Here is a 20,131-nt window from a genome sequence, read left to right as displayed (position 1 = left end):
ATTTTTGTCATTTGGAGCAGCATGTGCTGACAGGCCTGCGCGAAGGATTGAAAACGGCTTTTCTGGGAACCGCCACCATCACGGCGGCATGCGCCCACACCAGCGTCGAGACGCTCGCGCGGCCCGAGGGCGTGCGCCGCTATCTGCTGGCGCAACCCGGGCGGCGCTTGCCGGGCAAGCGCCCGCTGGTGATCGTGCTGCATGGTGCGGGCGCTTCGGCCGAGCAGGTGATGGGGCAGGCGTTTCCGCCGTCGCCGCTGTCGGTTTGGCTGGAGATCGCCGAACGCGAAGGGCTGCTGGTGATCGCGCCTGATGCCGGCGCGGGCGGCTGGAACGACTGCTTTGCTAGCAAGGAAAAAGTCGCGAAGAAGGACGACGTCGCGCTGCTCTCGGCGTTGATCGACAAGGCCGTAGCCGAATACGACGCCGATGCCGACCGTGTTTATCTGATTGGCGTTTCCCGTGGCGGACATCTGACCTACCGCGCGGTGGTCGAGATCCCGCACAAGCTGGCGGCGTTTTCCACCATCGTCTCCGGCATGCCGCCGCCTCACGCGGCGCCCACGCCCGTGGTGCCGTTGCCCGCGCTGTTCTTCGGTTGCACTGCCGATCCGCTGATGCCCTACCGGGGCGGCAAGTACTTTTACATGATGGGTTTCCTGGACCCGATCAGCAGCATCGACGACAGCGTGCGGACATGGCGCGAGCTGGCCGGTCTTCCCGATGAACCCAGCGTGCTGGAGATCCCGCATCGCCACGAGTGGGACAGGACGCGGGTGACGCGCTACATGTGGGGCGACGCCCCGGACGGCTTGCAAGTGGGGTTGTACAAGATCGAAAACGGCGGCCATGCGGAACCAAGTCCCAGCAGGCGCTATCCCGCGCTGATCGGCAAGCTGACGGGCGCGCAGAATGCCGATCTTGAAGTGGCGGAAGCCGGCCTGGGGAGTTCTTCAGGGAGAAGCGGGCGACGCTTGCCGCCCGCGAGGCCGCCTTTACTTCTGCTTGTCCAGCACTTCCATGACGGCGGCCGCGATGGCCGCCGGCTCGCCATGCGCCACTTCGGCCACCGGCATGTCGCCGAATGGCTTGCGCGCTGTGCGCATCTGGCTTGCGCTGGTATCGAGGCTGTCCAGCTCGGAGGCACGGGCACGCCAGTAGCTTGGCCGCGCTGCCTGCGCCGCCTGTGCCGCCGCCAACCGTGGACCGATTTCCCCGTTGATGGCGGTGGCCGGGTAGGCGCAGCCGGCGCCGGTCTTGCCCTGTTCCGCCGCGTTCAGGCAAGCCAGTGCCGTTTCCAGGCTGGCGGCGCGGTCTGCGGGCAGCGCGTCTTCATGCATGGCCTCCACCAGCACCAGACCGGTGACGGCGCCACGCGAGCGCAGTGCGTAGTGCTGCGCCACCATGGCCCCGTAGCCCGCGCCCACCAATACGAAGGGCGCGTCCAGATGGGCGTTCTTGATCAGGAAGTTCAAGTCCTTGCTGGCATTTGCGACCGTCGATGCGCGCATGATCGGATCGCTGGCGCCCATGCCGGCGCGGTCGTAGACGCAGGCGCGCGTGCGCTTGGCCACTTCCGGCAGCACCGCCGACCAATCCCATCCCGCGCGGCCGCTGTCGGCTTCGAACAGCACCGTCGGCGCTCCTTTGCCGGTGCAGTACATATTGAGTTTGCGGCCGCCGACATCGACCTTGATTTGTGCGCCGGCCAGCGCATCCTGGCCTGCAGGTGGCGTCGCGTGGGCAGCGGCGGTCGTCAGCAGCAGGGCGGCGGAGAGAGCGAAATGGTTCATGGATAGAAGTGAGCAATGGATGATGAAAGGGCGCCCTCGTGGGGCGCCCATCAGAATCCGGCTCTGGCGGCAGCTGGCCGGTGCGGGGATTATACGGTAGCGTCGGCGCCCGCTGGCGCTGCGGCGGTTTCGCGCTGCGTGAGCTGGCGATTGACTGCGCTCAGCACCGCCTTGAACGAGGCCGTGACGATGTTGCTGTCGATGGCCGCGCCGAACAGGGTCGGGCCGTTGGCCAGGCGCAGTTCGACATAGCAGGCCGCCTTGGCGTTGGCGCCGGAGCCGATCGAATGCTCATGGTAGTCCATCAGTTTGATGTCCAGGCCCAGCGCGTTGACGAAGGCGTCGATAGGACCGTTGCCGCCGCCTTGCAGCGCCAGCGGCGCCTTGCGGTGGGTCAGGGAGATATCGATCTGCACCGGCTCGTCGCTGCTGGTGTCCTCCACCATCTTGTGCGCGTTGTAGGCGTACGGCGAGGTCTGCTCGAAGTATTCCTTGTTGAAGATGTCGTAGATGCCTTCGGCGGTGATCTCCAGGCCGGTGGCGTCGGCCACGGCCTGCACTGCGCGGCTGAACTCAATCTGCAGGCGGCGCGGCAGCACCAGGCCGTAATCCTGTTCCAGCAGGTAGGCCATGCCGCCCTTGCCGGACTGGCTGTTGACACGGATGACGGCGTCGTAGCTGCGGCCCAGGTCTTGCGGGTCGATCGGCAGGTAAGGGATCTCCCACAGCGCGCCTTCCTGCTGTTGGGCGAAGCCTTTCTTGATCGCGTCCTGGTGCGAGCCGGAGAAGGCGGTGAACACCAGGTCGCCCACGTATGGATGACGTGGATGCACCGGCAGCTGGTTGCACTCTTCAACGCACTTGCGCACTTCGTCGATGTCGGAGAAGTCCAGGCCCGGATGCACGCCTTGCGTGTACAGGTTCAAGGCCAGCGTGACCAGGTCGACGTTGCCGGTGCGTTCGCCGTTACCGAACAAGCAGCCTTCGACGCGGTCGGCGCCTGCCATCACGGCCATCTCGGCGGAGGCGACGGCGGTGCCACGGTCGTTGTGCGGGTGGACGCTGATGATCAGCGAATCGCGGCGCGCCAGCTTGCGCGACATCCACTCGATCTGGTCGGCGTAGACGTTGGGCGTGCTGCACTCCACGGTCGACGGCAGGTTGATGATCATCTTGTTCTGCGGGGTCGGTTCCCAGATCGCGGTGACGGCGTCGCAGATGTGTTTGGAGAAATCGAGTTCGGTGGTGGAGAACGATTCAGGCGTGTATTCGAAGCCCCATTCGGTCTGCGGGTGCTGCTTGATCAATTCCTTCACCAGCTTGGTGCCGGTGGTGGCGATGCTGGTGATCTCTTCGCGCGACATGCCGAAGACGACCTTGCGGAACACCGGCGCCACCGAGTTATACAGGTGGACGATGGCGCGCTTGGCGCCGGCCGCCGATTCCACGGTGCGGCGGATCAGCTCATCGCGCGACTGCGTCAGCACGATGATGGTGACGTCGTCCGGGATGCGGTTTTCCTCGACCAGCTTGCGCACGAAGTCGAAGTCGGTCTGGGAAGCGGAAGGGAAGCCCACTTCGATTTCCTTCAGGCCGATCTTCACCAGCAGTTCGAAGAAGCGCAGTTTTTTCTCGGCGCTCATCGGTTCGATCAGAGCCTGGTTGCCGTCGCGCAGATCGGTGCTCATCCAGATCGGCGGTTTCGAGATGACGTTGTTCGGCCACTGGCGGTCGGACAATTGAACTGGTGGGAAGGCGCGGTACTTCGCTGCTGGGTTCTGCAACATCATGGGGAACTCCTGTGTCTCAAATTGGGAAATGCTGGATGCCGCGGTCCGACGAATCGTCGTGCGCTGGCGCTGTGCTGTGGCGAAGGGCTGCCGTGCGGCCACGGGATACTAGGCTCGGCAACCGATCGGTAGTTTTAGCAGTAGCGACAAGGCTGGGAACATCGGTGCAAACTTTCCTGGGATTTGTAGACAGGTGCGGCTTGTGGCCGGCACTGGGGTACAGCTGGAACGCGGATTAAGCGCGTGCTAGTAGGCGCATCGCTAGCGATAGGGCGCTAGGCGACGGCAGCAGGAAAGCGGATAGGTGCAGATGCGAGGTCATGGCCTTAAATGTACGAGATCGGCGCCTTGGCTGTCAAGGAGAATTGACCTCGGTGGCATGAATGAATAATATCGTGGCATTTTTGATATCTTGAAAAAGGGGACATATGCCACTCAAGCTGCCATCCGCCATCGCGGGTTTTATCGGCGACGCCGTCCTGGAGCGGGACGAGATCGGCGAATCGCCTTGCCAGGTCCATCGCTTCCGGCGCGGGGACGAGGTGTTTTTCCTGAAGACGTCGCCCTTGGTGTACGCGTCCACCACCTACAGCGTAATGCGCGAGGCGGCGGTGCTGCAATGGCTGGCCGGACGGGTGAACGTGCCGGAGGTGGTCCTCGCCGCGCCGGCTGACGATGGCGAATGCATGATCACGCGCGCCGTGCCGGGCGTGCCGCTGTCGTCGCTGATTGCCGAGGGCCGCCCGGTGCTGGAGCTGTTCCGCGAAGCGCTGCGCCAGCTGCAATCGGTGTCCGTCGCCGATTGCCCGTTCGATTCCGGCGCGGCTGCGCGGCTGCGCGAACTCGATTACCTGGTCGGCAAAGGGCTGATCGACGAGGACTACGATTTCGAACAATGGCCCGGTCTGGCCACGCCGGCCGACCTGCTGGCGCGCTTGCGGGCCACCATCCCCAACGAGGATCTGGTGTTCTCGCATGGCGACCTGTGTGACAACAACGTGTTTGTCGACCAGCGCGGCGAGCTGCACTTCATCGACGCCGGGCGGGGAGGGCTGGCCGACCGCTGGCTGGACATCGCCTTCATCCACCGCAATCTGCGCGACGACGTATCGGAGCACAGCGCCGCGCAATTCCTTGATGGGCTGGGTGTGCCCGACGCGCTTGCAAAGCGGGAGTTTTTCGAGCAGCTCGACGAACTGTTTTGAGGGCGAGCAGTTATACTGTCGCCCTGCAAAATATTTAAGTTCGGGATATGTCGAAACAGAAGAAAGCGGTGGAAGCACCTCGGCTGCCGCCTACCAGGCAGGAGTCGGAGTCTGCGTGGTCCGCCGACCCTGCCGCTCAAAAGCTGGCGCGCGAGCACAGGGATGCGCAGGTGCGCGGCGTCACGTCGATACAGGCGATGCGCGAGGCGATCAAGCGCGTATCCCGCACGCTGCCCGCGATTACCGAAGTGCCGCGCATGCGGGCGCTCGACGCCGCCGCCTTCCGCAAGCGCGCGGCGGAAGGCCTGCCTTTCCTGATGACCGGGCTGGTCGACCGCTGGCCGTTGTGCGGACTGACGCCGCAGGCGCTGCGCGAGCACTACAGCCATCTGCCGGTGCGCGCGCGGGTGGGCGACTACATCAACACCGCATTCGCTCCCGACCGCGCCATGCAGGACATGTCGATGCTGGAGTATCTGGAGCTGGTAGCCGCCGGCACGCACGACCTGCCGCCGTATCTGGGCAATCTGGAGCTACGCGAGTTGAACCGGCTGTGCCACTGGCCCACGTACTTCGACAAAATGGGGCCACCGCGTTTCTGGCTGGGGCCTGCGGGCACGGTAACGCCGCTGCACTGCGATTACGACGACAATATCTTCGCGCAGATCTGGGGCACCAAGCGCATCTTCCTGGCGCCGCCGCACCACGACGAGTTCCTGTACCCGAACGAGGCGAACGCCATCCTGTTCGGCTCTCCGTTCGATCCCGAGGCGCCGGATTTCGAGAAGTTCCCGCTGGCGCGGCAGGCCACCACGATCGAAGTCATCGTCAATCCAGGCGACATGCTCTACGTGCCGGCCGGCTGGTACCATCAGGTGCGGGCGCTGACGTTCTCTCTGTCGTCCAACCGCTGGGCCAGGGCCATGCCGTTTGCATTGAACGGCGATACCTCTTTGCGGGCGCCGGAAGTTCAGTAAGATTGCGGTTGTTAAAAAAACACTCTTGTGGCGAAAACCGACTATCCGCCGACGCTCCTCGCGCGCCTGATGTCCCGCTGCGGGGGGGCGCCGAACAGGCGGCTATATTCGCGGCTGAACTGGGACGGGCTCTCGTAGCCGACCCGCGCGGCTGCGTTGCTGGCGTCGATGCCTTGGTTGAGCATCATCAGTCGTGCGCTTTGCAGGCGTAGCTGCTTCAGATACTGCAAAGGACTGATGCCGGCGAAGGCGCGGAAATGCTCCCTGAAGGTCGATGGACTCATGTGCACCATGGCGGCCAAATCATCGATAGGACTGCTCTCCGCGTAATTCGCCTTCAGCCAGTGGATCACGTGTGCGATCTGCCTCGCTGGTGTGCCGGCCGCGATCAGATGGTTCAAGGCCGTGCCCTGCGGCCCCAATAGCAGGCGCGCGAAAATTTCGTGTTGGATGAGGGGAGCAATCGACGCTGTGAGTTTGGGCTCGGCCAGTATCTGGATCAGTCTCCCCAATGCGTCGAGCACTCCGAGGTCCAGCGACAGCACGGACAGGGCGCGGAACGTCGCCCTTCGATTCGGCTTGGAGAGGTTCGCCGCTTCGGCAAACCGTGTGATCGTCTCCAACTCGAAATCCAGCCGTATGCCGAGATACGGAGCCGCCGCCTTCGCCCGCGTGACATGAACGGCGGCGGGCAGGTCGATCGAAGCCACCAGCGCCTGGCCTGGCCCGTGGTCGAACACCTGCCCGCCTTGCACGACCCGCTTGCCGCCTTGGATGGTGATGCCCAGCCCCATGGTGTACACAGTCGGCATCGGCTCCGTCACGGTGCTGCGGCGATAGATAGTCAGGGCCGGTATGGCGGTCGCATGGTCGCCGTCGATTCGTGCAATATCGGAAATTTGTCTGCCAAGTTTGTCCAGCTGCTCTTGCCTGGAGAGGAGCGCGGTATTCATTTGATGTTTGCGATTTATCGAGAGCTTCAGCGTATCACCTCTTGCGTGATTTACGCCGAAGTTTTTGTGAGGCTTCGTCGAATCAGGCAAGAAATTGATTGTATCCGGCAAAATGCTCCCTCCCTTTCGACCGATACTGATCGCACTGTCCACATCATCAGGAGATCAGAATCATGAGCAACCATATCAACGCAGTAAAGAAATTCTACGAAGTTTTCAGTACCGGCGATCTGACCGGCTTCGATCAGATCCTCGCCGGGGATTGGCAGCCGTTGCCTGCGGTGCCGGGCAATCCCGGCGGACGGGAAGGGCAAAAAGGCACTGTCGGGTATCTGCGCGCTGTGCTGTCGGATCTTACGTATTCGGTCGAAGAAATCTATGAATGTGCTCCCGACGTTGTGGCATGCCGGTGTGTGTTGCGCGGTGTGCAGCGCGGCCCATTCCTGGGTTTGACCGCGACCGGCGCCGCCATTGAGTTGGCGACGATGGAGTTCCATTACTTCCAGAATGGGCAGATCGTCGCCACGCGGCATCTGGAAGACTTCTTCGGCGTCTATCAGCAACTGCTGTCGGCGGGCGCTGCGCAGATTGCGTAAAATACAATGACAGCAATAGGACTCTTGAGGAGGCAAGCAATGACTGAAGTGGCGATGACCTTGTTTCAGGGCCGCGTGGCGGACCATAACAACCTGGCGATTCCCGGCGCGAAGTCGGTGGCGCGCGTGTTGGGCGAACAGTTGGATCTTGCCGTCACGGTGGTCGGCACGCCGGCGCCGGCACTCCACGAAGGCTGGCAGGTCGAGCTGGATGCGGCCAAGCCGGGACTGCGCGCGCTGGCCGAACAGCTCGATGCGGTCTTTGCCCGTCATGCCCGGCCGCTGACCGCGTTGAATCGCTGCGCCGCTTCGCTGGCGACCTTGCCGGTGGTGGCCAGGCATCGCCCGGATGCGTGCGTGGTGTGGCTCGACGCCCATGCGGACCTGAACACGCCAGCCACCAGCAGCAGCGGCTACCTGGGCGGCATGGCGATCTCCGGCCCTGCAGGGCTGTGGACGTCCGGACTGGGCGCGGGGCTGGCTTTGTCCAACGTCGTGCTGGTGGGCCAGCGTGATCTGGACCCGGCGGAAATCCACCTGATCGAGTCGGGCGCGGTGACGCATTTGCCGGTGGGCGCCGGGTTGGACGGGAGGTTGCGCGCCGCAGTCGCCGGGCGCGCCGTGTACATACACCTTGATTGCGACGTGCTCGATCCGGGCATCGTGCCTACCGATTACGTCAGCGACAACGGCCTGTCGCTGGACGACTTGCGCGCCGCCTGCATGGTCCTTGCGGAGCATGAGGTGATCGGCCTCGAGATCGCCGAGTTCCAGAATGCCTGGGAAGAGGGCGGCGAGCCGGTGTCCCCGGCGCCCCTGATCGATGCGCTTGCGCCTGTACTGAAGGCGCTGGGCCGCTCAGTCCAGCCTCAGGCTGCGGGATAGATGTCCGAACACCGTTGATACGCGCCGCAGGTGGCGCGATTCTGCGTGGCTGAGCAGCCATAGCTCGGTTTGCGCTTCGTCCAGCACGCCGCCCAGCTGCGCCAACTCCTTGCGCTGCCGCGCCAGGAACAGCGGCAGTATGCCCACGCCCAGTCCCAGCGCCACCAGCTCGGCCACGCTCAGGATGCTGTTGACGCGGAATTGCGGCGTCACCTTGGGATGATGTTTTTTGCGCCAGATGACCGAAGGGTGTTCGGGCAGCGCATCGTCCGGCGCGATCCACGGCGCCTTGTCGGCATTGGCCTTCTTCCATTTTCCGCCGCGCGCGGCGAACAGCGCCACGCGGATCGGGCCGATGTGTTTTCCGACCAGATGCGCGGGTGGCCGCTTGGTGGCGCGCACCGCGATGTCGGCCTCGTGGCGGGTCAGGTTCGCCAGCTGGTTGCTGGTGTCCAGCTCATAGGACAGCAGCGGGTGGCTGGCCTGCAGATCGCGTAGCGCGGACGCGATCAGCGCATGCAGGAAGGTGTCGGTGCTGGTGATGCGCACCGTGCCGTCCACCTGCTCGGGGCTTTGCAGCGCGGCCGCGCGCGCCGCGTCCAGCTGCGCCTCGACCTGCTCGCCGTGCTGCGCCAGCGACAACGCCAGTTCCGACGGCCGATATCCCTGGCGAGAGCGTTCGAACAGGCGCGTGCCCAGTCCTTTCTCCATCCGCTGCACCGAGCGGAAAACGGTGGAGGCGTCTACCGACAGCCGCTCTCCCGCCTCGGCCAGCGTGCCGCCGCGTACCAGTGCCAGGATGATTTCAAGATCCTGCGAGCCGAGTTTGTATTGCGTTTTTGCAGAGAGCATGTGCGTAGCCGCCTATTTTCATTGCGAAATTGAAATCGTATATTAACTCCATCGAACTTCTTGAGGGAGCAAATGATGAATGAAAAGACCAACAGCGCCGCTTATGGCGTAACGCTGCTGCGGGTGAGCCTGGGCGTGATGTGGATCGCGCATGCGATGCTGAAGTGGCTGGTATTTACGCTGCCCGGCACCGCGCAGTTCTTTGCCAGCGTGGGCTTCCCGGCGTGGCTGGCGTATCCGGTGTTTGCGGCCGAACTGCTGGGCGGCGCCGCGCTGGTGCTGGGTATTTATGCTCGCCAGGTCGCGTTCGGGCTGGCGCCGGTAATGGCCGCTGCTGCGTACGTCCATGCGGGTAATGGCTGGGTGCACACCAGCGCCGGTGGTGGCTGGGAATATCCAGTGTTCCTGCTGGCCGCGTCGTTGGCGCTCTGGCTGATGGGCGACGGCGCATTTGCGCTGCACCGCAGCCGCTCGATGGTGCCGGCATGAGGCCCGTCCTGGTCAGCCATCCGTTGTGCCCCTATGTGCAGCGGGCGGCGATTGTGCTGGCGGAGAAAGGCGTCGCGTACGAGCGGCGCGATATCGATCTGGCGGCCAAGCCGGACTGGTTCCTGGCTGTTTCACCGCTGGGAAAGACGCCGGTGCTGCTGACCGGCGGTGCTGCGGTATTCGAATCGGCCGTGATCTGCGAATATCTGGACGAGACCCATACGCCGCGCCTGCATCCGCCGGAGCCCTTGCAGCGCGCGCGGCAGCGTTCGTGGATGGAGTTCGGCTCTGCGCTGTTGAATGCGATTGGCGCCTTCTATAACGCCGCTGACGAGCGGGCATTGGCCGCCGGCGCTGCGGACATCCACCAGCGCTTCCAGCAGGTAGAGGCTGCGCTGGGTGACGGCCCGTTCTTCATGGACGGGCAGTTCGGCATGGTCGATGCGGTGTTCGGGCCGGTGTTCCGCTATCTCGACGTCTTCGATGGCATAGCGGATTTCGGCATGCTGGAAGGGCTGCCGCGAACGGCCGCATGGCGTACCGCGCTTGCTGCGCGGCCGTCTGTGCGGCAGGCCGTGTCGGCCGACTATCCGGACCTGCTGCGCGCCTTTCTGCGCAAGCGCGGCTCGGCGTTGACGGCCCGGATGGTTGAGTAATCAGGCCACCGTCACACGCGCGTCGCCTGCGGCCATGCGGCCGATGACGGCCGCTTCGCCGAAGCCTTCGCGGCGGAACAGCGCCAGCACTTCGTCGACGCTGCCGGCGTCGCATGACACCAGCAGGCCGCCCGAAGTCTGCGGATCGGTCAGCAGCATATGCTGCGCCTGCGATACCGATGGCGACAGCTCGACATCCTTGCCGTAGGCTTCCCAGTTGCGGCCAGAGGCGCCGGTGAAATAGCCGTCGTGTGCAAGCTGTTCAACGCCCGGCAGCAGCGGGATCTTGGCCATCTCCAGATGTGCGGCCAGCTTGGCGCCGCGCGCCAGTTCCAGCAGGTGGCCCAGCAGGCCGAAGCCGGTGACGTCGGTCAGCGCATGCACGCCCGCCATTTCCGACAACGCCTTGCCAGGTTTATTGAGCTTGGTGGTGTTGGCGATCATGGCCTGGTAGCCGGCGGCATCCAGCTTGTCCTTCTTCAGCGCGGCGGACAGCACGCCCACGCCCAGAGGCTTGCCCAGCACCAGCACGTCGCCGGCCTTGGCGTCGGCGTTGCGCTTCACCTTGGACGGATGCACGAGGCCCAGCACCACTAGGCCGTAGATCGGTTCGACGGAGTCGATGGTGTGGCCGCCGGCGATGGGGATGCCGGCTTCGGCGCAGATCGATTCGCCGCCCTTGATGATCTGGCCGATGGTTTCGATCGGCAGTTTGTTGATCGGCATGCCGACCAGCGCCAACGCCATGATCGGCGTGCCGCCCATGGCGTAGACGTCGGAGATGGCGTTGGTGGCGGCGATGCGGCCGAAGTCGAACGGGTCGTCGACGATGGGCATGAAGAAGTCGGTGGTGGCGATCAGCGCCTGCTCGTCATTGAGCTTGTAGACGGCGGCGTCGTCGGCGGTTTCGATGCCGACCATCAGTTCCTTCGGCACCGGGAAGCCGGACGAATTCTTCAGGATCTCGGACAGCACGCCCGGCGCGATCTTGCAGCCGCAGCCGCCGCCGTGGGAAAAGGAGGTCAGTTTGATAGCTTCAGTGCTCATGATGTCATTCCTAGGTTAGCTTTATGCAGCAGATTATCCACTAACTCCAGCAATGCCGCCTGCTCGGCGGCTGGTGCGAAGAGTGGGGCGCGTGCGTCGCACTGGGCGCGCAGCAGTTCGTAGTAGTCCGGATCCGCCAGCGCGCGGTCGATCAAGTGCGCCAGCGCTGCGGCGTCGCCGGCTGGGAAATAGCCTGCGTAGTCATCCCCCAGCATGCCCCGGTTGCCGCTGATGTCGCTGGCCAGCACCGGTACGCCGCTGCAGACGGCTTCGATGATGACGTTGGCGCCGCCCTCCATCTGCGAGGTGATCGCCATCAGGCGGCTGCGCTTGAGGCGCTGGCGCGTGGCCCCGTGCGGCAAGGCGCCCAGCCAGCGGTAGCGCGGGTGCGCGGCCTGCGTGGCGAGCGCCGCCTGCTCCAGCGACGGTTCCAGCGCGCCGCCGATGTGAACCAGGCGCGCTGCGGGCGCTGTCACCAGCGCGGCGGCACGCATGAAGGTCAGCGGATCTTTTTCCGTCCGCAGGTGGCCGATCATGCAGACGTCCAGGTGGCGACGGGAGCCTTGCGCGGCGGGCCGCAGCGTGGCGGCGGACTGGAAGATCACGCTGGCCTTGGCGCGCAGCGGCGCGGGCAGGGCGTCCAGGCCGGCCGGCTGCAACAGCACCAGCGCGCCGGCCTGGCGCAGCGACCGCTGGGCGCTGTCGTCGGTGTGGATGTCGCGATACAGGTCGGTCCCGGTCAGCAGCAGGATGGAAGGGCGTTGCGGGAAGGCCTGCGTGTATGCGTCCAGCGACGGCGCGGAGCGGCGCGCATGCAGGGCAATCAGCAGGTCGGGCGGCGGCAATGCGCCAGCGCCGGTGCCTGAGTCGGGCCACTGTTGCGAAATCGATACCCGGTAACGCGTGCGCAGAAACCGCGCCCAGCGGCTTGCGCTCTGCCAGTTGCCGTTGTTGGCGCGGGCCGAGGCCGGGCTGACGATCCAGATGTGGTGTGTGCTCACTGGTGTTTTGGCTGGAAGTCGTTACAATCGGCTCATGACTTCGAGCCCCTCTTCATTCAGGAACGCCACGCCGCAGCAGATGGCGCTGGCCCTGCGGCATGCGCGGGATTATACGCTGTCGCTGTTCGACTGCTTCGCCGCCGCCGGCATGGATGTGCCGATGCGGGTGCCGCAGCTGCGCATCGTCAATCCGCCGTTGTGGGAACTGGGCCACATCGCCTGGTTTGCCGAGTGGTTCATCCTGCGCGAGGCCAGCTCCAGCCATCCGGCCGACGCCCACGGCAACTGCCTGCTCAGCAAGGGCGATGACTGGTTCGACTCGGCGATGGTGCCGCACCGCAGCCGCTGGACGCTGGACCTGCCCAGCACCGGCGCGCTGAAGACCTACTGCCACGAGGTGCTGGACCGCGTGCTCGACAAGCTCTCGCGCGAACCGAACGACGACGCGGCGCTGTATCCATACCGGCTGGCGCTGGCGCATGAGGACATGCATGGCGAGGCGCTGCTCTATACCTTGCAGACACTTGGCCTGTCCGCGCCGGCGCAGGCGGCGCGCGGCGAGACCTCGTTGTTCGCGCCGTCGCAGATCGGTTTTCCCGGCGGGACCATAGAGTTGGGCAGCGCCGCCGGCCGAGGCTTCGTGTTCGACAACGAGCGCCAGGCGCATGCCTGCCGCGTGGCGGCGTTCACCATCGACAGCACCTTGGTCAGCAACGCGCAGTACGCCGATTTCGTCGGCGATGGCGGCTACGACAACCGCCAGTTCTGGAGCACCGCCGGCGCCGACTGGCTGATGCGCCAGGAGCGCTCGGCGCCGCGCTACTGGCAGCGTGACGGAGGCCAGTGGCGCACGACGCGTTTCGGCCAGCTTTCGACTTTGTCCGGCGCCGAACCGGTGCGCCACGTGAACCTGTACGAGGCGCAGGCCTACTGCGCCTGGGCCGGCCGCCGCCTGCCGACCGAGATGGAGTGGGAGTATGCCGCGCTGTCCGGCCATCCGGCGTTCCGCTGGGGGCAGTTGTGGGAGTGGACGGCGTCGCCGTTCGAGCCTTATCCGGGCTTCGAAGTGGATCGCTACCGCGAGTATTCCGAGCCCTGGTTCACCAGCCACCAGGTGCTGCGCGGCGCCTCGTTCGCCACGCCGCAGCGTTTCAGCTCGGCCAGGTTCCGCAATTTCTTCCTGCCCGAACGCGACGACATCTTCGCCGGCTTCCGCACCTGCGCGTGGCCGGGTTAATTTAAACAATAAGAACGATTTTTCGCGGGAGCTCTGCTATTCTTTTCTTTTCCAAGAAAAGGGCGCACCCGATGAAACTCAAGCATCTCCTGATCTCCGCCGCCGTCATGAGCGCCATGGGCGCGGCCGCGCCGTCGTTTGCCGATGCCGGCAAAGTGGTGGCGATACGCGCCGGTAAGCTGGTCGACGTGGTCGCCGGCACCGTCCTGAAGGACCAGACCATCGTCATCACCGGCGAGCGCATTACCTCGGTCGGCCCGAGCGCTTCGGCCAAGGTGCCTGCCGGCGCGCAGCTGATCGACCTGTCGTCGCAGACGGTGCTGCCAGGCCTGATCGACATGCACACCCATCTGACCGCCGACCCTTACCTGGGCGGCTACAACTCGCTGGGCGTGTCCGACACGCGCGCCGCGCTGTACGGCGTGCGCGCCGCGCGCAAGACGCTGGAGGCGGGATTCACCACCGTGCGCAACGTCGGCGCCGGCGGCTTCGGCGACGTCGCGCTGCGCGACGCCATCAACGACGGTGATTTCATCGGCCCGCGCATGCGCACCGCCGGCTACGCCATTGGCATCCAGGGCGGCCACTGCGACGAGAACCTGCTGCCGGCCGATATGAAGATCACCAGCCGCGGCGTGGCCGACGGCCCGTGGGAAGCCCGCGCCAAGGTGCGCGAGATGGCCAAGTACGGCGCCGACGTGATCAAGATCTGCGCATCGGGCGGCGTGCTGTCCAAAGGCGATGAGCCGGGCGCGCAGCAGTACACGCTGGAAGAGATGCAGGCCCTGGTCGGCGAGGCGCACAAGCTTGGCCGCAAGGTGGCGGCGCATGCGCACGGCAGCAGCAGCATCCGCGATGCGATCCTGGCAGGCGTCGATTCGGTCGAGCACGCGAGCCTGATCGACGACGAGGGCATCAAGCTGGCGCGCGAGAAGGGCACCTACCTGGTGATGGACATCTACAACGACGATTTCATTCTGCAGGAAGGCGAGAAGGCCGGTCTGCTGCCGGAATCGATCGCCAAGGAAAAGGTGGTCGGCCAGCTCCAGCGCGACAACTTCCGCAAGGCCTTCACCGGCGGCGCCAAGATGGCTTTCGGCACCGACTCCGGCGTCTACCCGCACGGCGACAATGCCAGGCAGTTCGCCTACATGATCAAGTACGGCATGACGTCGATGCAGGCGATCCAGGCGGCCACCATCAACGCGGCCGATCTGCTGGGTTGGAAGGACCGCGTCGGCTCCCTCACCGTCGGCAAGTACGCCGACATCATCGCGGTCAAGGGCGATCCGGCGGAAAACGCCACCGAGCTGACCAAAGTGACCTTCGTAATGAAGGGCGGCGAAGTCATCCGAAAGTAAGTCGTTTCAAAAAGCCCGCAGCGTCGTTGTGGCGCCTTGCCGTGCATACGCACTGTCTTCGGCGCCACGCCTAGCTGCGTGCATTTTGAAACAACTTACATAAAGGCTTGCCGGGTCATCCCGCTGGCTCGCGGGGCCATGCTGTTGTGGTGCGGATGGTATAGGGAGAAGATTGTTTTTCTATATACTTTTCGCTTTCAGACAGTGCACTGCGAGCCAGTATGAGTTTTCAAGCCTTCCCCCGTCATCTGGCCCTGCTGGCGATGGCCGCCGCACTTGCTGCCTGCGGCGGCTCCGGATCGTCAGCCAGCGGCACGCCGGCCGACACCACGGCCGGCACCTTCATCGACACCGCGCCCGACACCACCGCCAGCATCGCGCTCGACGGGCTGCCCCGGGTCGCTACGCTGCCGGGCGGTGCGGCGTTGAAGGGCATGAGCGATGCGCTGATCGTCGGCGACCATATCGTGATGCGCTCGTTGTCCGACTCCTCCATCACCGTCAACGGCAAGCAGGTATATGCGCGCACCCGTCTGAGCGTGATGGGCAAGGATGGCACGCTGCTCTCCAGCACCGATTATGGCTTCACGCTGGCCGCCGGCTACACCGGCGAGTGGGTGATGCTGCCGTCGCCCGATGGCTTCGTGATGGTGCAGTCCGGCACCGGCACCAAGCTGCTGCACTTCGACGCCCAGGCCAAGCGCGTCGGCGACGCCATCGACCTGTATCCGCCGGTCGCCGCGACATCGACCACCGAACTGGCGCCGGCCGAAGGCAGCGCTGCGGTGGATGGCAATGGCTTCTGGCATGTGGCGACCTTCTCGCTGCTGCCAATTACCGACAAGACGCAATACCAGCTCAAACTGTGCAAGTTCGATTTCAACGGCCGGCAGCTGACGCCTCCGTTCGAGATATCGACATCGGCCCTGCATCCGCATGTGGCGGCGACGGGTGGCGCGGTGCTGACCACCTGGCTCGAAGGCGGCGGCGCCATGGTCGGCATGTGGCCGAAAGGACTGGGCGCTCCGGTCCTGCGGTCGCTGGGCACGGGCGGCGCCCGGCCTTACGCGGTGGCGCTGGACGACAACGGCAAACTGGGCGTGATCTGGAATGGCAAGGCCACGCTGTCGAGCCCCGGCGGCGTGATGGGCGTGGCGCTCGACAAGAACGGCGTGGCTGTGCTGCCGGTCGGCCGCACCGATCTGGGACAGGAAACCCTGTCCAGCAAATGGGCCGGCACCAGCCGCGCACCGGAGATCGACGCCCGCCTCTACAAGGGCAGTTTGCTGCTTGCCGATGTGGTGGTCGGTTCCTACAACCCCGGCGATCCGGTCGGCGATGTGCTGGTGGTGGCCGATTATGGCGTCGGCACGGCGGCGCAATCGGCGCAGAAGTCAGCCATCCTGCGTATCAAGCTGTTTGGTCCGGGCTCCGAGATTGGCAACACGCCCGTGCTGCGGCAAATGGTGTTCGGCGATCACGCCGTGCTGTTGATCGGCGACGAGAATCATCTGAACATCCAGCAGTTGACTCGCAAGTGAACGATTTGGCCGAAGCAGGGATGATGTAGTTTATTTTCATCATTAGTTAATGCATAATCCGCATAACGAAAACTGCTGATCAACGCGCGCCCCAAACAGCGCCGCGCGTTCTCTTGTTTTTCCCATATCCCTCATTGAGCCAGCGACGCCGCAAGCGTCGCCGTTGGCGTTCGCCCTTTTCGACAGGAAGATTGCATGGAATCGTTCAAGAAGTTAAAAATAGGTAGCCAGCTCGCGCTGAGTTTTGGCACGCTGACGGCATTGATGCTGATCCTGGCGACGTTCGCCGTGGTGCGCATGTCGTCGATCACCGGCGCCTTCCAGTTGCAGCAGCAGGTGGCGGCGCAGAAGCTGGAGCCGCTGTACGTGGCTCGCGAAGCGCTGGCGCAGACCGGCCTGGCCGCGCGTAACGCTTACATTTTCACCGACAACGCGCAGGCGGCCAAGGAACTGGCGCTGCTCGACGAGCAGAAGGCCATCTACCTGGCCGCGCTGGAGAAGATGACGCCGGCCTATGCGGGCGACGCCAACTTCGAGAAGGTGCGCAGCGGTCTGCTGAAGATGGCCGATGCGCTGAAGCGTCCGCGCCAGTTGCGCGAGGCGGGCGACAACGAGGCCTTCGGCCGCTTCCTGACCGAGGAATGCAGCCCGCTGCGCCGCCAGATCGTGGCCGACATCGCAACGGTGATGGCTGCGGCGCAGGCGGAAACGGCGGCCGCCAGCGCGGGCGTCAACGCCCACGCCAGCGATGCGCGGCTGTGGATCGTGCTTCAGGCGGTGCTGTCGTTCGTTGTCAGCGTGCTGATTGCGTGGGCGAATACGCGCCTGCTGCTCAAGCAGCTGGGCGGCGAACCGGCTTACGCCACCGAGATCGCCAACAAGATCGCCGAGGGCGACCTGGCCATCGACGTCGAGGTCAAGTCCGATGACAAAACCAGCCTGCTGCATGCGATCAAGGCGATGCGCGACAGCCTGTCGTCCATCGTCGGCCAGGTGCGCCAGGGTACGGACATGATCGCGACGGCGTCGTCGGAGATCGCTTCCGGCAACCGCGACCTGTCGCTGCGCACCGAGCATCAGGCGGAGTCGCTGGAGAAGGTGGCGACGGCGATGGAAGAGCTGACGTCGACCGTGAAGCAGAATGCGGGCAATGCGCAGCAGGCCAATGTGCTGGCGGTGTCGGCTTCGGAAGTGTCGGAGCAGGGCGGCCATGTGATGGAGCAGGTGACGGTGACGATGGCGTCGATTAACGAGTCGTCGAAGAAGATCGTGGACATCATCTCGGTCATCGACGGCATCGCGTTCCAGACCAACATCCTGGCGCTGAATGCGGCGGTCGAAGCGGCGCGCGCCGGTGAGCAGGGCCGCGGCTTCGCGGTGGTGGCGACCGAGGTGCGCAACCTGGCGCAGCGCTCGGCCGCTGCGGCCAAGGAGATCAAGTCGCTGATCGACGATTCGGTGGAGAAGGTCGGCACCGGTTCGGAGTTGGTGCATAAGGCTGGCGAGACCATGCACGAAGTGGTGGCCAGCGTGAAGCGCGTGACCGAGATCATGGGCGAGATCAGCGGCGCCAGCATGGAGCAGACGGCGGGCATCGAGCAGGTCAACGACGCCATCGGCGAAATGGACAGCATGACGCAGCAGAACACCGCGCTGGTCGAACAGGCGACGGCGGCGGCGCAGGAGCTGCAGGATCAGGCATCGAGCCTGGCGCATGTGGTGGACGTGTTCAAGCTGAGCGAGGGCCAGGGCCAGCGCTCGGCCAGTGTGCTGGGCATGCGCGGCCGCGCGCGCCGCCAGCCTCCAGCGGGTGCACGACGCAGCGATGAGGTGCGCCGTATCGCCAACGGCTAGATATCGCTTGCATACGTGGAGCCGCTCATTACATAATTGATAAATAATTATGATTAATGGGGGGCTTGGTGAAGCGTGTATTCAAATGGTCGGCAGCGGCGCTGTCGGCCGCGTTGTTGGTTCTGGCGGCACTTGTCGCGCATACTATTTATTTCAAACCGCTGAAGCTGGACTGGTTTTATACGCGGCTGTTTGCGGTGTTCGCGCTGCAAAGTCCGGAGCAGTTGTCAGCCATGCGCATTCTCCCCGGCTGGATGGACTTCTCCAGCGCGAAGCTGGACGACGCTACGCCCGCGCACGAGCAAAAGATGGCCGACCTGGCCAGGGACGCCCTGGCCACACTCAAACGCTACGACCGCAATGAGCTGGACCGCGAAGGCCAGCTCTCCTACGATACGCTGAACTACTTCCTGCAAACCCAGGTCGACGGTGAACCGTTCAAGCTGCACGATTTCCCGGTCAACCAGCTGCACGGCGTGCAGAGCGCGTTGCCGGATTTCCTGGTACAGACGCATGAAGTGGAAAGCAAGGCCGAAGCGGAGAACTACATCACGCGCCTGAAACTGTTCCCGCAGAAGTTCTCCCAACTGACCGAAGGCCTGAAGCTGCGCGAGGCGCGTGGCGTCATCCCGCCGCGCTTCACGGTGGAGAAGGTGCTGGTGCAGATGCGGGGCATGATCGCGCAGGCGCCGCAGCAGCATGTGCTGTATGTGAGCTTCAAGCAGAAGCTGGACAAGATCCCGGCCGGCGAGATGGACGCCGACACCCGCAAGCGCTTGCTGTCCCAGGTTGAGGCGGCGCTGGGGGAGCAGGTATATCCGGCTTACCGTGGCCTGATCGCCTACTTCACCACGCTGCAGCCGAAGGCGCAGCGCAACGACGGCGCCTGGAGCCTGCCGAATGGCGACGCCTACTACGCGTGGTGCGTACGTAAGCACACCACATCCGCCATGACGCCGCAGCAGGTGCACGACCTGGGCTTGGCCGAAGTGGCGCGGGTGAGCGGGGAGATGGACGCCATCCTCAAGCTGCAAGGCCTGTCCGACGGCTCGGTCGGCGCGCGCGTGCAGCAGTTGGCCAGCCGCCCGGAGCAGCAGTATCCGAATACGCCGGCGGGCAAGAAGGACATGCTGGGCCGCTATCAGGTGATACTCGACGAGATCAACCAGGGCATCGGGCGCGCTTTCGATATCCGTCCTAGCCTGGGTGTGAGGGTCGAGCAGATTCCTCCGGCTTCCGAGGCGACCGCTCCGGGAGCCTATTACAGCGAAGGTTCCTTCGATGGCAGCCGGCCCGGCATTTTCTACGCCAATATGCGCAATCCCGGCGAGACGCCGAAGTTCGTCATGCGTACGCTGGCTTATCACGAAGGCATACCAGGCCATCACTTCCAGGTGGCGATTGCGCAGGAACTGAGCGACGTGCCGTTCTTCCGCCGCGTGATAGGCTTTACCGCCTATGCGGAGGGCTGGGCGCTGTATGCGGAGCGGCTGGCGTACGAGCAGGGATACGAGAAGGATGAGCTGGACAACCTGGGTCGCCTGCGTGAAGAGATGCTGCGCTCGACGCGGCTGGTGATCGATACCGGTATCCACTACAAGCACTGGACGCGCGAGCAGGCCATCGGCTACATGATGGAGAACACCGGCATGCAGGAAGGCGATGCGACGGCGGAGGTGGAGCGCTACATCGTCGACCCGGGGCAGGCGCTGGCTTACAAGACCGGGATGGTGAGGATACTGGCGATGCGCGAGCACGCGAAGCAGGAGTTGGGCGCGAAGTTCGATCTGAAGCAGTTCCACAACGAAGTGCTGTCCCACGGTTCGCTGCCGCTCGCCGTTCTGGAGCGGGTGATCGACGACTGGATCGCGCGCCGCAAACAAGGATAGGAACA

Annotated in this window: 17 protein-coding genes and 1 pseudogene; 12 read left to right on the top strand and 6 right to left on the bottom strand. The window is 64.5% G+C overall.

Annotation, left to right across the window (positions count from 1 at the left end):
* Positions 1 to 230 precede the first annotated feature (230 nt).
* Positions 231 to 584, top strand: a pseudogene (locus tag DUGA2_RS35005) (hypothetical protein); the annotation flags it as partial.
* 411 nt (positions 585 to 995) lie between these two features.
* Here DUGA2_RS35005 and DUGA2_RS12265 read toward each other — a convergent pair.
* The gene (locus tag DUGA2_RS12265; protein WP_070269531.1) at positions 996 to 1,793 is read right to left on the bottom strand and encodes an alpha/beta fold hydrolase; all 798 of its coding nucleotides are present in this window, start codon (positions 1,791 to 1,793) and stop codon (positions 996 to 998) included.
* Between the two features lie 89 nt (positions 1,794 to 1,882).
* The gene (gene leuA / locus DUGA2_RS12260) at positions 1,883 to 3,583 is read right to left on the bottom strand and encodes a 2-isopropylmalate synthase (protein WP_070269530.1); all 1,701 of its coding nucleotides are present in this window, start codon (positions 3,581 to 3,583) and stop codon (positions 1,883 to 1,885) included.
* Positions 3,584 to 4,011: 428 nt separating this feature from the next.
* On the opposite strand from leuA, the gene DUGA2_RS12255 reads away from it, so the two are divergent.
* Both DUGA2_RS12255 and DUGA2_RS12250 read left to right on the top strand, forming a co-directional pair.
* The gene (locus DUGA2_RS12255; protein WP_070269529.1) at positions 4,012 to 4,788 is read left to right on the top strand and encodes an APH(3') family aminoglycoside O-phosphotransferase; all 777 of its coding nucleotides are present in this window, start codon (positions 4,012 to 4,014) and stop codon (positions 4,786 to 4,788) included.
* 47 nt (positions 4,789 to 4,835) lie between these two features.
* Positions 4,836 to 5,765: a cupin-like domain-containing protein gene (locus DUGA2_RS12250; RefSeq protein WP_070269528.1), complete on the top strand. Its 930-nt coding sequence runs from the start codon at positions 4,836 to 4,838 to the stop codon at positions 5,763 to 5,765.
* 41 nt (positions 5,766 to 5,806) lie between these two features.
* Here DUGA2_RS12250 and DUGA2_RS12245 read toward each other — a convergent pair whose 3' ends face one another.
* Complete coding sequence (locus DUGA2_RS12245) at positions 5,807 to 6,718, bottom strand: AraC family transcriptional regulator (protein ID WP_070269527.1); 912 nt, start codon at positions 6,716 to 6,718, stop codon at positions 5,807 to 5,809.
* A 173-nt stretch (positions 6,719 to 6,891) separates the two neighbouring features.
* On the opposite strand from DUGA2_RS12245, the gene DUGA2_RS12240 reads away from it, so the two are divergent.
* Together DUGA2_RS12240 and DUGA2_RS12235 are read left to right on the top strand one after the other, a co-directional pair.
* Positions 6,892 to 7,314 (top strand): ester cyclase, encoded by a 423-nt coding sequence (locus DUGA2_RS12240; RefSeq protein WP_083296297.1) that lies wholly within the window; start codon positions 6,892 to 6,894, stop codon positions 7,312 to 7,314.
* Positions 7,315 to 7,353: 39 nt separating this feature from the next.
* Positions 7,354 to 8,199, top strand: a complete 846-nt coding sequence (locus DUGA2_RS12235) for an arginase family protein (protein WP_083296296.1) — start codon at positions 7,354 to 7,356, stop codon at positions 8,197 to 8,199.
* Here DUGA2_RS12235 and DUGA2_RS12230 read toward each other — a convergent pair.
* Positions 8,173 to 9,051, bottom strand: a complete 879-nt coding sequence (locus DUGA2_RS12230) for a LysR family transcriptional regulator (RefSeq protein WP_070269524.1) — start codon at positions 9,049 to 9,051, stop codon at positions 8,173 to 8,175. The two genes, DUGA2_RS12235 and DUGA2_RS12230, sit on opposite strands and share 27 nt — an antisense overlap.
* 72 nt (positions 9,052 to 9,123) lie before the next feature.
* Here DUGA2_RS12230 and DUGA2_RS12225 point away from each other — a divergent pair, with 72 nt between their 5' ends.
* Entirely contained in the window at positions 9,124 to 9,540 is a 417-nt protein-coding gene (locus tag DUGA2_RS12225) for a DoxX family protein (RefSeq protein ID WP_070269523.1), read from the top strand.
* Positions 9,537 to 10,196 carry a glutathione S-transferase family protein gene (locus DUGA2_RS12220; RefSeq protein ID WP_070269522.1) on the top strand — a complete coding sequence of 220 codons (660 nt, stop codon included), beginning with the start codon at positions 9,537 to 9,539 and terminating at the stop codon, positions 10,194 to 10,196. The genes DUGA2_RS12225 and DUGA2_RS12220 overlap by 4 nt, the downstream gene beginning before the upstream one ends.
* Here DUGA2_RS12220 and selD read toward each other — a convergent pair whose 3' ends face one another.
* Together selD and senB are read right to left on the bottom strand one after the other, a co-directional pair.
* Positions 10,197 to 11,243 (bottom strand): selenide, water dikinase SelD, encoded by a 1,047-nt coding sequence (selD, locus tag DUGA2_RS12215; RefSeq protein ID WP_070269521.1) that lies wholly within the window; start codon positions 11,241 to 11,243, stop codon positions 10,197 to 10,199.
* Positions 11,240 to 12,244 (bottom strand): selenoneine biosynthesis selenosugar synthase SenB, encoded by a 1,005-nt coding sequence (senB, locus tag DUGA2_RS12210; RefSeq protein ID WP_070269520.1) that lies wholly within the window; start codon positions 12,242 to 12,244, stop codon positions 11,240 to 11,242. Before senB ends, selD begins: the two co-directional genes overlap by 4 nt.
* A gap of 79 nt (positions 12,245 to 12,323) precedes the next feature.
* Here senB and senA point away from each other — a divergent pair, with 79 nt between their 5' ends.
* The 5 genes from senA (at position 12,324) to DUGA2_RS12185 (ending at position 20,126) form a co-directional block, all read left to right on the top strand.
* A complete protein-coding gene (senA, locus tag DUGA2_RS12205; RefSeq protein WP_070269519.1) occupies positions 12,324 to 13,481 on the top strand; it encodes a selenoneine synthase SenA in 1,158 nt (385 codons plus the stop codon).
* A 71-nt stretch (positions 13,482 to 13,552) separates the two neighbouring features.
* Positions 13,553 to 14,842 carry an amidohydrolase family protein gene (locus tag DUGA2_RS12200; protein WP_070269518.1) on the top strand — a complete coding sequence of 430 codons (1,290 nt, stop codon included), beginning with the start codon at positions 13,553 to 13,555 and terminating at the stop codon, positions 14,840 to 14,842.
* Between the two features lie 221 nt (positions 14,843 to 15,063).
* The gene (locus DUGA2_RS12195) at positions 15,064 to 16,383 is read left to right on the top strand and encodes a hypothetical protein (RefSeq protein ID WP_070269517.1); all 1,320 of its coding nucleotides are present in this window, start codon (positions 15,064 to 15,066) and stop codon (positions 16,381 to 16,383) included.
* A gap of 195 nt (positions 16,384 to 16,578) precedes the next feature.
* Positions 16,579 to 18,237, top strand: coding sequence for a methyl-accepting chemotaxis protein (locus tag DUGA2_RS12190; RefSeq protein ID WP_070269516.1), 1,659 nt, complete (start codon positions 16,579 to 16,581; stop codon positions 18,235 to 18,237).
* Positions 18,238 to 18,305: 68 nt separating this feature from the next.
* The gene (locus DUGA2_RS12185) at positions 18,306 to 20,126 is read left to right on the top strand and encodes a DUF885 family protein (protein WP_070269677.1); all 1,821 of its coding nucleotides are present in this window, start codon (positions 18,306 to 18,308) and stop codon (positions 20,124 to 20,126) included.
* The last annotated feature ends 5 nt before the right edge of the window (positions 20,127 to 20,131 follow it).

Source organism: Duganella sp. HH101 (assembly GCF_001758795.1).
GTDB classification, from domain to species: domain Bacteria; phylum Pseudomonadota; class Gammaproteobacteria; order Burkholderiales; family Burkholderiaceae_D; genus Rugamonas; species Rugamonas rivuli.
This window is presented reverse-complemented; position numbering and strand designations above follow the sequence as displayed.